A 13,604-nucleotide genomic window follows, 5' to 3' on the forward strand; every position below is an offset into this window, starting at 1 on the left:
GCCAATATGCCCGAGTGGCGGAATGGCAGACGCACTCGACTCAAAATCGAGCGGGAAACCATGCGAGTTCGACTCTCGCCTCGGGCACCAATAGAAAAGCAAAACAGTCTAAGTGTTACACCTAGATTGTTTTGCTTTCTTATTTTCAAATATTTTAGCTAAATTAAGCTCTTTCCTCATAAGTTATGGTGGCAATGAAAAGATTCCCATGCTGTGAATATTCAATATCAATTATTTCCAGTATTTGATCTTCATTTTCACTTATCCATCTTTGCACCTTATCATTGAGCCCAGAACCATCATCATACTCTAATATAGTCATATGCTTCATAATTTTTCACCTCTCATATTATCTTTAATAAATTATATTACTTCAAAGAATTTAATATGAGAATGTAATCTTAGATTTTCACTGGTACCTTTCTCTATTAACATATAAAAAAATACTAAAATAACAAATATTGTTTCATTGCTAATCAAAAGCCTCTAAATTTTCAACTTTTAATACAATATTCTTTGCAGTTTTTAAGCCTTCCCTATACCAATATTGGCTTTCCTTAAGTTCATTTCCTTCTCGTTCTTTTTGGTTTAACTTTCCTATAGTAAAATTTAATTCATCTAGTATTATTTTCGTTTCTTTACTCATTTTTTCACCTCTTTTTTTGATTTAAAATTTATTTTATCCAATACTTCTATATTTTAATTTTAACATCTTTTTATTATTTATTAGCTTAATATTAGATATATAATTGACAAATATACTCTTTTCAAATAGTATTAAATTATGAGCACAGAAAGTGGTGATATCTTGGATTTTAGGCAATTAGAAACCTTTATAGAAGTAGTAAATAGAAAAAGTTTTTCAAAAGCTGCGCAAAAATTATATCTTACACAGCCTACTGTTACAAGTCATATTCAAAATCTAGAAAATGAACTAGGCACATTTTTATTAAATAGATCTGGTAAAAGCATAACTCCTACAGAAGCTGGAAATCTTCTATACAAATATGCACTTAATATTGTCAATATGCGTAATATGGCTGAATTTGACTTAGGTGTCTATAAGGGTAAAGTACAAGGACATCTAGAGATAAGTTCCAGTTCTATACCAAGGCATTATGTATTGCCTTTATTATTAAAAGAGTTCATTGATACATATCCTAATGTGACATTTTCTTTAACTGATTTTGATTCCAAAAAAGTCGTTGAAGGCATAATTGATGGTGTCACTGACTTTGGAATAATCGGAGCTAAATTTAATTCTACCCAACTTGAATATATTGATTTAATGGAGGATAAACTATTTGCTGTAGTGCCAAATAATAAGAACTATCCTTGGGAAGAATATCATGAACTTGATATTGATTTTTTATTGAAAAATAAAATTATTTTGAGAGAAAAGGGTTCAGGAACACGAGCTTTACTAGAAAATAAACTTAAAGAACAAAAACTCGATATAGATTCTTTAAATATTGTAGCTTATATCGAAGACATTGAGGCTATTAAAAAATTTATTGAGCTAGGTATTGGGATAAGTTTCATTTCTGAAAGAGCCATAAAACGGGAAATGGATTTGGGCATACTAAAACCTTATAGTATTAAGGGGCTAGACTTAAAAAGAAAATTTTACTTTGTCTATCATAAGAAAAGGCAGCTTTCACCTTTAAGTCAAACTTTTAGAGATTTTGTGATTGAGTATATATCAAAATCATCGTTGTAGTTATTCTGGAATATATGAAACATTTCCTTACAATCTAAGCTAACTAATAAAGCCGAGGAATCCCTCGGCTATTATTATGCTTCAAAAAATACCTTATATCCTTTATATGTCATATAAATATCTGCCTTACTTGATACTTCATAAGGTGCATGAACGCTTAATAATGGTACTCCACAGTCTACTACTTCCATGCCATATCTAGCTAAAATAAATGCTATTGTTCCGCCGCCACCTTGATCTACTTTTCCTAGTTCACCCATCTGCCAAATAATATTGTTATCATTAAATAATTTTCTGATTTCTCCTAGATATTCTGAGTTAGCATCATTGCTTCCACCTTTTCCTCTAACACCTGTATACTTAACTAAAGTTACTCCCTTACCAATAAAAGGTGAATTTCTCTTGTCTAGTACTTCTGGATAATTAGGATCAAATCCTGCTAATGTATCTGCAGATAACACCTTGGAATTGGCTAAAGCTCTTTTTACAGTTAATTCATTATAACTTGTCTCTAATAAAGCTATAAGCTCTGAAACTACATTTTCAAAAAACATAGATTCCATTCCTGTATTTCCTACGCTTCCAATTTCTTCTTTATCTACGAATAATGCAACTGCTGTTTTATTTGGATTTTCAACATTAAGAATAGCTTTAAGTGCTGTAAAAGCACATGCTCTATCATCTTGGCCATATCCACCAACCATACTTCTGTCTATACCAACATCTCTAGATTTTCCAGCAGGTACTATTTCAAATTCTGCAGATGTAAAATCCTCCTCAAGCATTCCATATTTTTCATTTAATATCTTTAGTACATTAAGCTTAACTTTATCACTTAATTCCTTCTCATTATATGGAATACTTCCAAATAAAACATTAAGTCCTTCCCCTGTTATTCCTTCATCCATTTTTTTACCCATTTGATCTTTCGCAAGATGTGGTAATAAATCAGTAATAAAAAAAACAGGATCTTTTTCGTCTTCACCAATAACTACATTTACCTTTTCACCATTTCTCTTAATAACTATCCCATGAAGAGCTAAAGGCAAAGCAACCCATTGATATTTTTTAATTCCTCCATAATAATGAGTTTTGAGTAATGCTAACTCCGAATCCTCATATAGTGGAAATTGTTTTAAATCAATTCTTGGAGCATCAATATGGGAGCCTACTATGTTCATCCCTTTTTCTAGTTCTTCTTTACCTATAACTAACAAAACAACTGCTTTATTTTTATTGACTGCATAGATTTTCATTCCTGGTACTATAGATCTTTTATCTTCAATTATTTGATTAATTGATATGTATCCCTTATTTTTTGCACTTCTTATTATTTCATCTGCAGATTCTCTTTCCGTTTTGCACCTATCAAGGAACTTCTTATATTCTTCACTAGTTTCAAATACTTCTTCTATTTCGTTTTCATTAAATACTTCCCAAGCATTTTTCCAGCTGTGAGTTAGTTTCTCCTGTAATCCTTTCCCTTCTGTTTTTTCACCCATACATATCCCTCCGTTATCAAATTTAGTGTCCCTAAGTAATATCATATATTTACGTTTTCTCATTGTCAACATTATAATATATTATATTAATTGATTCATAAACAAAAAAAGCCTAGATGTCTAGACTTGCTTTGCATGTAGTAACTCATATCTTTTTAATATTATTTCTAAAAGTAAAAATAGCAGCTTGAACTCTATCTGATACATTTATTTTTTTAAATATATTTGAAACGTGATTTTTGACAGTTTTTTCACTTATGAAAAGATTCTCAGCTATTTCTCTATTGTTCATACCTTCTGCAATAAGAGTAAGCACCTCATATTCCCTCTTTGTTAATGATTCTATAAGAGAACTCTCTTTACTCTTTTCATCTCTTGAATTAAAGTCTTTTACCAATAGTTCAGAAAGACTTGGTTGTATGTAGGATTTGCCGTTATAGACATCTCTTATCGCCTTTATTAGCGTATCAGAATCTGCATCTTTTAATACATAACCGTTTGCTCCTATTTTTATTGTCTCAAATAAATATTCTCTTTCATCATGAATAGTGAGCATTATAATTTTAGAATCTACTCCAATATCCTTTAATCTTCTAAGTGCATCTAATCCACTCATTTTTGGCATATTTATATCCAATAATATAACATCTGGTTTGTATTTTAGAGCATCCTTAACTACATCTTCTCCATTTGCAACTAATGAAATAACTTTAATATCAGATTCAAGTTCAAGTATTTGTTTAAGACCCTCTCTCATTAGAGAATGATCATCTGCTATTAAAACAGAAATCTTTCCGTTATTCATACAAATCATCCTTTCTTTCTAGAGGTATAGATAAAATAATCTTAGTACCTTCTCCTGGGACAGATACTATATCTAACTTCCCACCTAACAGCTCTGCCCTTTCTTTCATCCCAATAAGTCCAAAACCACTTACTCTTGGATTCCTATTTTGCTTATCCATCTCAAATCCTATACCGTTATCCTTTATTACTATAGAAAGCTTGTCCATATTTTGCTCGATTTTTATCAATACATCTTTAGCCTTGGAATGTTTTGAAATGTTATTTAAAGCTTCCTGTATTATCCTAAAACAAGCTATTTCAATAATAGGTTTAATAGCTTCTTGTTCACCTAAAACTAAGACTTCAACATTTATTCCAATTTCTTCAATAAAATTATCAGTATATCTCTTAATAGTGGGGATAAGACCTAAATCATCTAAAGACATCGGTCTTAAATCAAAAATTATTTTTCTTATATCCTTTAAACTGTTTCTAACAATATCCTTCAAATTTCCCAATTCTTGCTTTGATTGATTAATATCTATAGAAAGTAGCTTTTCACAAAGTTCTGCCTTAAGAACAACGTTTGCCATAGACTGAGCAGGTCCATCATGTATTTCTCTTGAAACTCTCATACGCTCTTCTTCTTGAGCTTCAATGATTTTTATCCCTAAATATTGCTTTTTGTTCATATCCTCAATAGTCTCAAATATATCGCTTAAATTTCCTTTGAGAAAATCCATAGCAACACCCACTTGAGAAACAAGTTTTTCGGCTTTTTGCACAATTTCATAGGTTTTTTTAAAGCTTATCTCAAGTTCTGTCCTTTTTCCAATATACTCTTTTTCCTCTTGTTGCTTTATAATATGTTTTATTCTGATATTATTTGCTTCCTCATAAGCAAGTCTAATATCTTCTTCAGAATATCTACTAAAGTCCTTGCTAACCATCATAAGTTTTGCTTTAGCTCTTCTTTCTTCTCTTTCTAGTTGTTCAACTTCGAGTATAAATAAAGAGATTTTCTGTTGTATACTAGTTAGTTCATTTTTAATTCTTTCACACTCTTTTCTAGCGTTTTCAGCAATTTCAAAAATCTCTTTTCTTCCTGAGTCTATTGTTGTAATAGTTTTTTCAATTATATCATTCATTCTTTTTAAATCTATTGCTGGCTTAGACAATATAAACACCTCTAATGATTAATGATAATAGTAGATGGTTTTTATTTATTCCACTGGAGATAGATGCATCAAAAACAATCTTCCCTTGTGATGCTGTACTTCTAAGAAATACTCAACATTCTCCTTTGAAGTATGAGTAGCATTCAACATGTTCCAATTTATTTGAACTTTTAGTTTATATGTATTGATATTTGTGGATAATAATTTCATCTTTACTACCTCTAGCTCAGTTACAAGGGGATAATCTGTAGGATTTGCTCTTGCCTCCTGTAAGAACTTACTATCATCCTTAAGAAGTGCTCCACCCTCTATATCTTCTAAATCCATTATTATACAGTCTATATCCTTTTCGCTATATAATCCCCTATTCATAATTTCTGCACGTCTAGATATTAAATCATAAACAATCTCTTCATCAATCCCATATATCTCTTCAGAGTTAGAACCATGAACAAAATACTCATGTACTATTAAAAACATTAAAAATATACTCATTACAGCAATAATTTTTCTTTTCATAAAAAACCTCCTATACTCAATGCTGTATTATAAGTATAGAAGACTAGCCACAAAAAATTTAGCAACTATTGAAGGAGATATGTTGTTATTATAGACATGTATTTACATTAATTTTATTATTTAATAAAAATTGACATTATATATCTAACAAATTAATTTTATCTTTTTCATCCTCAGTTAGTACTTTTTCTAAATCAATTAATATTATCAGTCTATTATCAAGTTTACCTACCCCAGTAATATATTTTCTTTCAATTCCAGTAATTATATCTGGTGTTGGATCAATATTTGAATCATCAAGCCTAATTGTTTGAGAAGCTTCATCCACTAAAAAACCAATTTGCTTATCGTTTAAATTAATAACTATTATTCTTGTGTTTGCATCTGTTGCTTTATCCTTCATACCAAATCTTTTCTTCAAACAAACTATTGGAATAACATTACCTCTAAAGTTAATTATTCCTTCAATAAATTTAGGTGAGTTCGGTACCTTCACGCTTTCTTGATACTGAACTATCTCCCTAACATTCATTATATCAATGCCATACTCTTCTTTTCCTAATTTAAATACAACGTATTGATTTTCTGGCAACTCCCATCCCCCATTTCTTTCTTCTTTTTTCTTCTATCTTAACATTATTTCTACAATAATTTTGTTTTTCCTTCAAAATTTTATTTTTTACTCACTTTATTCTTCAATTTTATTATTATCATCAACTATTTCTATGCATTCTAATTGTTTTTTGAAATTCTCTCTAAATGCAGATAAATATTCTTGTCGTAAGGATTTTTGCTCTTCTTTTTCTTGTTCAGTTAGCCCAGTTTCCTTTGATTTTCTAGCTAAAAGATTAATTCGAGCTAATTTTTCTTTTGAAATCATCTTACATTCCTCCTATTAAGTTATCAAATATATTATACCATTTTTTAATACAATTGTATGTAAATATATTTACTTTGAATTTTACTTAATATATTATACTATTTCTATAGATTAAAGAAAAGAGCACATTAAAATGTGCCCTTTGTCCTACCTTTTTCCACTACTATTTTCCCATTTTTAAATACCATATCTACATGGTTTATTCCAAAGTGGTATATTATATAATTAATATTAGGTGAATCAAACACAACTATATCTGCCTTCTTTCCTTTTTTGATGCTGCCAATATTATTCTCTCTCTTAATGGAGCAAGCACTGTTAATAGTAACTGCTGTAAACACTTCTTCTGGAGTCATCCTTAAGATAAGCGAAGCAAAATACATTACTAGCTGAATGTTTTCTGTCGGGCTGCTACCTGGATTGTAATCTGTAGATAAAGCAACAGGAACTCCTAATTCTATCATTCTTCTTGCATTTGCAAATTTACCATTAGCCAGATTAAAAGAGGTAGCAGGAAGTAAATCTGCTATTACACCTTTCTCAGCCATGATTTTCATGCCTGTTTCACTTGCAGCAACTAAATGATCTGCAGACACTGCTTCTAATTCAGCAGCAAGCTCCGCACCACCAAAAGGTTCAATCTCATCAGCATGGACTCTAGGAAGCATGCCATGCTTTCTAGCAGCATTTAATATTCTTCTAGTTTGGTCTACTGTAAATATGCCTTCTTCACAAAACACATCGCAGAATTCAGCAAGTTTTTCTTCTGCTACCCTAGGAATCATATCTTTTATAATTATCTCAACAAATTCTTCAGCATTGCTTTTATATTCTATAGGTACAGCATGGGCTCCCATAAATGTAGAAACTACATCTATAGGATGCTTTTCATTTAGTTCCTTTGCTACCCTTAGTTGTTTAAGCTCAGTTTCTATATTTAAACCGTATCCACTTTTAGCTTCCACTGTTGTTATACCAAATTCTAGCATTGTATCAAGACTTTTTTCTGCTTTTTTATATAGTTCTTCAAAAGAAGCATTTTGAGTAGCTCTAACTGTACTTAATATTCCTCCTCCAGCCCTTAAGATATCCATGTATTTCATGCCATTTAATTTCATAGCTAATTCATTTTCCCTAGAGCCTCCATGGACTAAATGTGTATGAGGGTCTATTAAGCCTGGAGTTACAGTTTTCCCGCTACCATCAATAATTATAGTTCTCTCATCAATATCTATATGCCTAGGTAATTCTCCTTCTCCAACATAGATTATCTCTTCACCTGATACTGCTAAGATTCCATTTTCAATTATTCCAATATTTTTCATTTCTTCTTTAATTCTAGGTCTGTCAGGTCCTTCCATTGTAACTAACTGTGATATGTTCTTTATTACAATATCAGCCTTCATAAAATCACCCTATTCATATATTCTTTTTTCCAGTATCTGATCTTCTCTAAAATTCTCTATCTTCAAATAATAATCTGCACAATTTATGAGTGCCATCATAGGAACTAATCCAATAATTTCACTTCCTATAACATTAACACCATATCTTTTTGCTTCCCTTTCAATCATGTCGAAAACCCTATATAGTGGTGTACTTTCATAGTCTACCATATTCATTGTAACTTGAACTATATTCCTCTCTTTAATCTCAATTCCTAATGCTTTACAAGATGTAAATCCTCCACTTCTTCCTCTAACACTTTTAGCAATTATTTTTGCTATCTCTAAATTATCAGTGTCTAGGTTTACATTAAAAGCAACAAGAGGCATTCTAGCTCCAACTGCTGTAGCTCCAGACTTAATATTTAAAACGTCAGGTCCAAAATCTGGCTTCCATTTGTCATCCTTCATTTTTTCATTCATACCCTCATATTGCCCTTTCCTGACAGAAGCTAAATTTTCCCTATGAGGAGCACTAGCAGACTTTTCATATAAAAATACAGATATACCTAGTTCTTCCCCTATTCTCTTGCCAAGTCTCTTAGACATTTCTATACATTCTTCAACTGAAACCTCAGTAATAGGTATTAAAGGTATTACATCAGTTGCCCCCATTCTTGGATGTTCACCTTTATGTTTGCTCATATCAATAAGCTCAGATGCCTTTTTACAAGCATTAAAAGCTGCTTCTTCTACTGCTTTAGGAGTACCTATAAAAGTAGTTACGCACCTATTGTGGTCTTTATCCATGGAATAATCCAATAGTTTTGTACCTTCAACTTTTCTTATTTCATCAATTATTTTCTCTATAATTAGTTTATCTACACCCTCACTAAAATTAGGAACACATTGTACTATCTTAGCCATTTAATCTCCCCCTATTTTGTTTTATAGGCTTTTTCTACAAGAGAACTAATAAAGTCTTCATTTGGAATATATGGTAATGTAATATGGTCAGTGTCTCCATGCATATTGTTATATTCTATACATGTTTCAATTGAATTCTCATTTCGTGCCCAAGCACGTCTTGCTACTCCACCCATTACATCCCAAGGTATAGCAGTTTTTATAATATCATCTACTCTTTCACTTCCATCTAAAACTAATCCAAAGCCTCCATTGATAGATTTACCAATACCAACTCCACCACCATTATGAAGTGCTATAAGACTCATTCCTCTAGCAGCATTTCCAGCAAAACATTGTGTTGCCATATCAGCCATTATATTACTTCCATCCTTAATATTCGATGTTTCTCTAAATGGTGAATCTGTTCCGCCGGTATCATGGTGATCTCTACCAAGCATAATAGGTCCAACTTCACCATTTCTAACCATTTCATTAAACTTAAGAGCTATATCTCTTCGTCCCAGTGCATCTTGATATAAAATTCTTGCCTGAGTGCCTACTACAAGCTTATTTTTTTCAGCATCTCTTATCCAAACATAATTGTCTCTATCCTGTCCTCTTCTATTAGGATTAATGACGTCCATAGCAGCATTATCTGTTTTTATAAGGTCTTCATGCTTTCCACTTAAGCATACCCATCTAAATGGTCCATATCCATAGTCAAATAGAAGTGGTCCCAAAATATCTTCAACATAAGAAGGAAAAATAAACCCTTCACTTTCATCATATCCATTTTTAGCTATGTCTTTTGCTCCTGCATCAAATACTGCTTTCATAAAGCTATTACCATAATCAAAGAAGTAGGTTCCTCTACTAGAAAGCTCTCGTATCAGCTCAAAATGGTAAACAAGTGACTTATTTACTAGTTCAATAAATCTAGCTTTATCAGAATTTAATAGCTCTGTTCTTTCTTCAAAAGTCAAGCCTTGTGGACAATATCCTCCATCATATGGTGCATGACATGAAGTTTGGTCAGATAAAAGTTCTATATGAATATTATTGTTTACTGCATATTCTAGTAAATCAACTATGTTACCATGGTAAGCAATTGAAATAGGCTCTTTCTTTTTCATGTATTCATCTGCCCAAGCAAAAACCTCTTTTAAATTGTCTGAAGCTCTACTTATCCAACCTTGGTCTAGTCTTGTCTGAATTCTAGAGTAATCAACCTCCGCAATTATCCCTACACCATTTGCTATCTCTACAGCCTTTCCTTGAGCGCCGCTCATTCCTCCAAGACCTGATGATACGAACAGATGTCCCCTCAAGTCTCCATCATCTGGAACACCAAGTTTAATTCTACCAGCGTTTAATAAGGTATTGAAAGTGCCATGAACTATTCCTTGTGGTCCAATATACATCCATCCACCAGCAGTCATCTGACCGTAATTAGCCACACCCATAGCCTGCGCTTTAATCCAATGTTCCTGATTGTCAAACATTCCAACCATAAGAGCATTAGTTATTATTACTCTTGGGCTTTCATTTGTAGATTTAAAAAGACCTACCGGATGACCTGAAGCAATTACTAAAGTTTGCTCGTCAGTCAAAACTTCCAAGTATTTTTTAATTAATCTATACTGCATCCAGTTTTGGCAAACTTGACCTGTTTCTCCATAGGTAACAAGTTCATAAGGATAAAGTGCCACGTCAAAATCAAGATTATTGTCAATCATCACTTGAAAAGCTTTACCCTCTATACAATTACCTTTGTATTCTTTTATTGGCTTTCCTTTTATTATCCCTTCTGGTCTAAATCGATATCCATATATTCTACCTCTAGTCATTAATTCATCTAAAAACTCTGGAGCTAGCTCTTCATGTAGTTCTTCAGGTATATACCTAAGAGCATTTTTTAGCGCTATCTCTGTTTCTCTCTTTGTTAATGTAAGCTCTCTCTTTGGTGCTCTTCTAATACCTTCTACAAACTTAGGCATAGGTGGAAGCTGTTTGTCAAGCTTAATAGTCATTGCCTTAGAAACATCAAGATTTTTTATCATACTTGTCTCCTCCCATTAATATAATTTCCCAATACATTCTTCTACTTTTTCATTAATTATATTTGTCTTTAGTAGAGCTTCACATTTGTTTATATCCTTGTACATTATCTTATCATCCTCAAGCTTAGATACTTCATGTCTCACTAAATTGTATGCTACTGAAGTACCCTTTCCTAATCCTTTATTTCCTCTTAAGTCTATAGCTTGACACGCACCTAAAAGTTCCATTGCTAATACTTTTCTTGTATTATCTAATATGGTTCTAGCTTTTCTTGCTGCAATAGTACCCATAGATACATGGTCTTCTTGATTAGCAGATGAAGGTATAGAATCTACACTTGCAGGATGTGCAAGCACTTTATTTTCTGAAACTAATGATGCTGCTGAATATTGAACAATCATAAAACCAGAATTTAGTCCACCTTTTTCAACTAAAAATGCGGGTAAATCACTTAAGGCAGGATTTACTAGTCTTTCTAACCTTCGTTCTGAAACATTTGCAAGTTCAGCTAATGCTATACCTAGAAAATCAAAACTTAAAGCCATTGGTTGACCATGAAAATTTCCACCTGAAATCACTTTATCTTCATGCCTAAATATTAAAGGGTTATCTGTTGCTGAATTTATTTCAATCTCAACTTTCTCTCTTACATATTCTATGGCATCTTTACTAGCGCCATGAATTTGAGGAAGACATCTTAATACATAGGCATCTTGAACTCTTATCTCACCTTGCTCTGAAGTCATATTACTATCCTGTAATACTTTTAATAGATTTTTTGCAGTATTCATTTGACCTTTATGTGGTCTTACTTGATGTACATTTTCATCAAAGGCTGTTACGATACCATATAAAGCTTCTACAGTCAAACCAGCAATGATATCTGCCATTTTACTTAAGCTCATTGCATCATATACAGCGAGGGCTCCTATTGCAGTCATTACTTGTGTACCATTTATTAGTGCCAAGCCCTCCTTAGATGTAAGCTCTATAGTAGAAATATTAGCTAATTTCATAGCGTCCTTTCCTGACATCCTCGTTCCTTTATAGAAAGCTTCTCCTTCTCCTAGCATTACAAGAACCATATGTGAAAGAGGTGCGAGATCCCCACTTGATCCAAGAGAACCCTTTTCGGGTATTACAGGGTGAACACCTTCGTTAATCATCTCAATCAGTGTATTTAAAGTTTCTATTCTTATGCCTGAATAGCCCTTTGCTAAAGCATTTGCCCTTAAAAGCATTACCCCTCTAACTATTTCTTCATCTAGTGGTTCTCCTACACCACAGGAGTGGCTAATAATAAGATTCTTTTGGAGAATTTTTGCCTCGTCTTTAGAAATAACCACATCGCTAAACTTACCAAATCCAGTGGTAATTCCATATACCACTTTCTCTTCATTAACATATCTCTCTACAACTTCCCTTGATTTTATAACATTATCTATAGCATTATCAGATAATTGAACCCGATAATTATTTCTAGATACGTTGACAACATCCTCTATCCTAAGACTATTTCCATCTAAAAATACTTTGTTCAAAATATCACTCCTCACCATAATAAAATTAGTTTAAGTATCTATTCTTTAATTATACTAAAAATCCTTCTATTTTTACAAAAATATTTTAATCCTTCAACAAATTTTAGTAATTCATAGTTATAACTTATTAAAGCATTAAGAAAGCCTCTATATCATAGAGGCTTTCTTAAATTATAGCTTTTTAGAGGAATATATATCCTTTTCCCTTCTCTTAAGCGACTCTCCATAAAAGATATTTTGCTTAAAACAAAGGAATAATCACAATCATCCCTTAAATTATTTTTGACAATATTAAAATTATCTTTTAATACAATATTTCTTCCCAAAGTAATATGTGGATTAAATTTTCTTCTCTCCATTTTATATCCAAGCTTAGCCATACTATCTTCAATTTGGCTATTCAGCTTTTCTAGAGATTTAATATCTCCCTTCAAACCCAGCCACAATACTCTCATATCTATGTCACCTGGAAAAAAGCCTATTCCATCCAAGGACAATTTAACCATATTAACTGAACTTAAAGCATTTGAAAGCTGTTCTTCGATTTTTTCGCACTTTTCTATATTAGTCTCCCCAAGGAACTTTAGAGTAAGGTGTAAGTTGTCAGAATATGTCCATCTTCCTTTTAAAGATAATTCTTTAAGCTTGTCCTGAATTTTTAAAATCCTTGCCTTAAAACGAGTATCAAACTCAAAAGCAATAAAGGTCCTCATATTAGCACCACCAATTATTCATTATAATATAGCACTAAAAATATTAAGGATACAATGACATTGATAAATCCAACAAAAGAAAAAGTTTTTGAGAGAAATTTTAGAACTATTCTAGCTTTAAATACGTCATACTCATTATCGTTATTTGGCTTTAAAACAAATCTTTTATGAACAACCCATGCAACAGTTCTCATAAGGACACCTAGAATTAATAATACAATTCCTACAATAAAGAAGTAATCACTTAAAATCATGTTTGAAGTGCTTATTCCATATTTAATAAAAGCAGCTACAAACACACTTATGATTACTACAGCAGTAGCTATAGCAATAAATTTAATAAATCTCTTATTAAGAAAAGATGGAGAGCTTTCATAATCATCCTTCTGTGTCATATTACCACCTCAAAT

At 31.9% G+C, this 13,604-nt stretch carries 15 protein-coding genes and 1 tRNA gene; 2 read left to right on the forward strand and 14 right to left on the reverse strand.

The genetic code is table 11. The features are described from left to right. Positions 1-8: 8 nt before the first annotated feature. Positions 9-90: transfer RNA gene (locus ABV008_RS05590), tRNA-Leu, on the forward strand. 73 nt (positions 91-163) lie between these two features. On the opposite strand, the gene ABV008_RS05595 is transcribed toward ABV008_RS05590, so the two are convergent. Next, positions 164-331, reverse strand: a complete 168-nt coding sequence (locus tag ABV008_RS05595; protein ID WP_352418835.1) for a hypothetical protein — start codon at positions 329-331, stop codon at positions 164-166. Between the two features lie 141 nt (positions 332-472). After that, a complete protein-coding gene (locus ABV008_RS05600) occupies positions 473-646 on the reverse strand; it encodes a hypothetical protein (protein ID WP_352418836.1) in 174 nt (57 codons plus the stop codon). 138 nt (positions 647-784) lie between these two features. Here ABV008_RS05600 and ABV008_RS05605 point away from each other — a divergent pair, with 138 nt between their 5' ends. Beyond that, positions 785-1,720 (forward strand): selenium metabolism-associated LysR family transcriptional regulator, encoded by a 936-nt coding sequence (locus ABV008_RS05605; protein WP_352418837.1) that lies wholly within the window; start codon positions 785-787, stop codon positions 1,718-1,720. A 74-nt stretch (positions 1,721-1,794) separates the two neighbouring features. Here ABV008_RS05605 and ABV008_RS05610 read toward each other — a convergent pair whose 3' ends face one another. The 12 genes from ABV008_RS05610 to ABV008_RS05665 all read right to left on the reverse strand — a co-directional run bounded on the left by ABV008_RS05610 (position 1,795) and on the right by ABV008_RS05665 (position 13,589). After that, the gene (locus tag ABV008_RS05610; protein ID WP_352418838.1) at positions 1,795-3,222 is read right to left on the reverse strand and encodes an aminopeptidase; all 1,428 of its coding nucleotides are present in this window, start codon (positions 3,220-3,222) and stop codon (positions 1,795-1,797) included. A 145-nt stretch (positions 3,223-3,367) separates the two neighbouring features. Beyond that, positions 3,368-4,027 carry a response regulator gene (locus ABV008_RS05615; protein ID WP_352418839.1) on the reverse strand — a complete coding sequence of 220 codons (660 nt, stop codon included), beginning with the start codon at positions 4,025-4,027 and terminating at the stop codon, positions 3,368-3,370. Continuing rightward, positions 4,020-5,186 carry a sensor histidine kinase gene (locus ABV008_RS05620; protein ID WP_352418840.1) on the reverse strand — a complete coding sequence of 389 codons (1,167 nt, stop codon included), beginning with the start codon at positions 5,184-5,186 and terminating at the stop codon, positions 4,020-4,022. Before ABV008_RS05620 ends, ABV008_RS05615 begins: the two co-directional genes overlap by 8 nt. A 45-nt stretch (positions 5,187-5,231) precedes the next feature. Next, on the reverse strand, positions 5,232-5,705 hold the full coding sequence (locus ABV008_RS05625) for a hypothetical protein (protein WP_352418841.1): 474 nt from the start codon (positions 5,703-5,705) through the stop codon (positions 5,232-5,234). A gap of 136 nt (positions 5,706-5,841) precedes the next feature. After that, positions 5,842-6,297 (reverse strand): chemotaxis protein CheW, encoded by a 456-nt coding sequence (locus ABV008_RS05630; RefSeq protein WP_352418842.1) that lies wholly within the window; start codon positions 6,295-6,297, stop codon positions 5,842-5,844. Positions 6,298-6,393: 96 nt separating this feature from the next. Next, positions 6,394-6,585, reverse strand: coding sequence for a DUF896 domain-containing protein (locus ABV008_RS05635; RefSeq protein WP_352418843.1), 192 nt, complete (start codon positions 6,583-6,585; stop codon positions 6,394-6,396). Positions 6,586-6,713: 128 nt separating this feature from the next. Continuing rightward, entirely contained in the window at positions 6,714-7,991 is a 1,278-nt protein-coding gene (hutI, locus tag ABV008_RS05640) for an imidazolonepropionase (RefSeq protein ID WP_352418844.1), read from the reverse strand. Positions 7,992-8,000: 9 nt separating this feature from the next. Next, positions 8,001-8,897 (reverse strand): glutamate formimidoyltransferase, encoded by an 897-nt coding sequence (ftcD, locus tag ABV008_RS05645; RefSeq protein ID WP_352418845.1) that lies wholly within the window; start codon positions 8,895-8,897, stop codon positions 8,001-8,003. 11 nt (positions 8,898-8,908) lie between these two features. After that, positions 8,909-10,939 (reverse strand): urocanate hydratase, encoded by a 2,031-nt coding sequence (gene hutU / locus ABV008_RS05650; protein WP_352418846.1) that lies wholly within the window; start codon positions 10,937-10,939, stop codon positions 8,909-8,911. A gap of 15 nt (positions 10,940-10,954) precedes the next feature. Next, positions 10,955-12,481, reverse strand: a complete 1,527-nt coding sequence (hutH, locus tag ABV008_RS05655) for a histidine ammonia-lyase (protein WP_352418847.1) — start codon at positions 12,479-12,481, stop codon at positions 10,955-10,957. Positions 12,482-12,633: 152 nt separating this feature from the next. Then, on the reverse strand, positions 12,634-13,194 hold the full coding sequence (gene thpR, locus ABV008_RS05660; protein ID WP_352418848.1) for an RNA 2',3'-cyclic phosphodiesterase: 561 nt from the start codon (positions 13,192-13,194) through the stop codon (positions 12,634-12,636). A gap of 14 nt (positions 13,195-13,208) precedes the next feature. Continuing rightward, positions 13,209-13,589: a hypothetical protein gene (locus ABV008_RS05665; RefSeq protein ID WP_352418849.1), complete on the reverse strand. Its 381-nt coding sequence runs from the start codon at positions 13,587-13,589 to the stop codon at positions 13,209-13,211. Between the last annotated feature and the right edge of the window lie 15 nt (positions 13,590-13,604).

This window comes from Proteiniborus sp. (genome assembly GCF_040308045.1).
Lineage (GTDB): Bacteria > Bacillota > Clostridia > Tissierellales > Proteiniboraceae > Proteiniborus.

Coding starts and splice junctions, on each gene's coding strand:
- ABV008_RS05595 (WP_352418835.1), bottom strand. CDS start 331: ATGAAGCATATGACTATATTAGAGTATGATGATGGTTCTGGGCTCAAT.
- ABV008_RS05600 (WP_352418836.1), bottom strand. CDS start 646: ATGAGTAAAGAAACGAAAATAATACTAGATGAATTAAATTTTACTATA.
- ABV008_RS05605 (WP_352418837.1), top strand. CDS start 785: ATGAGCACAGAAAGTGGTGATATCTTGGATTTTAGGCAATTAGAAACC.
- ABV008_RS05610 (WP_352418838.1), bottom strand. CDS start 3,222: ATGGGTGAAAAAACAGAAGGGAAAGGATTACAGGAGAAACTAACTCAC.
- ABV008_RS05615 (WP_352418839.1), bottom strand. CDS start 4,027: ATGAATAACGGAAAGATTTCTGTTTTAATAGCAGATGATCATTCTCTA.
- ABV008_RS05625 (WP_352418841.1), bottom strand. CDS start 5,705: ATGAAAAGAAAAATTATTGCTGTAATGAGTATATTTTTAATGTTTTTA.
- ABV008_RS05635 (WP_352418843.1), bottom strand. CDS start 6,585: ATGATTTCAAAAGAAAAATTAGCTCGAATTAATCTTTTAGCTAGAAAA.
- hutI (WP_352418844.1), bottom strand. CDS start 7,991: ATGAAGGCTGATATTGTAATAAAGAACATATCACAGTTAGTTACAATG.
- ftcD (WP_352418845.1), bottom strand. CDS start 8,897: ATGGCTAAGATAGTACAATGTGTTCCTAATTTTAGTGAGGGTGTAGAT.
- hutU (WP_352418846.1), bottom strand. CDS start 10,939: ATGATAAAAAATCTTGATGTTTCTAAGGCAATGACTATTAAGCTTGAC.
- thpR (WP_352418848.1), bottom strand. CDS start 13,194: ATGAGGACCTTTATTGCTTTTGAGTTTGATACTCGTTTTAAGGCAAGG.
- ABV008_RS05665 (WP_352418849.1), bottom strand. CDS start 13,589: ATGACACAGAAGGATGATTATGAAAGCTCTCCATCTTTTCTTAATAAG.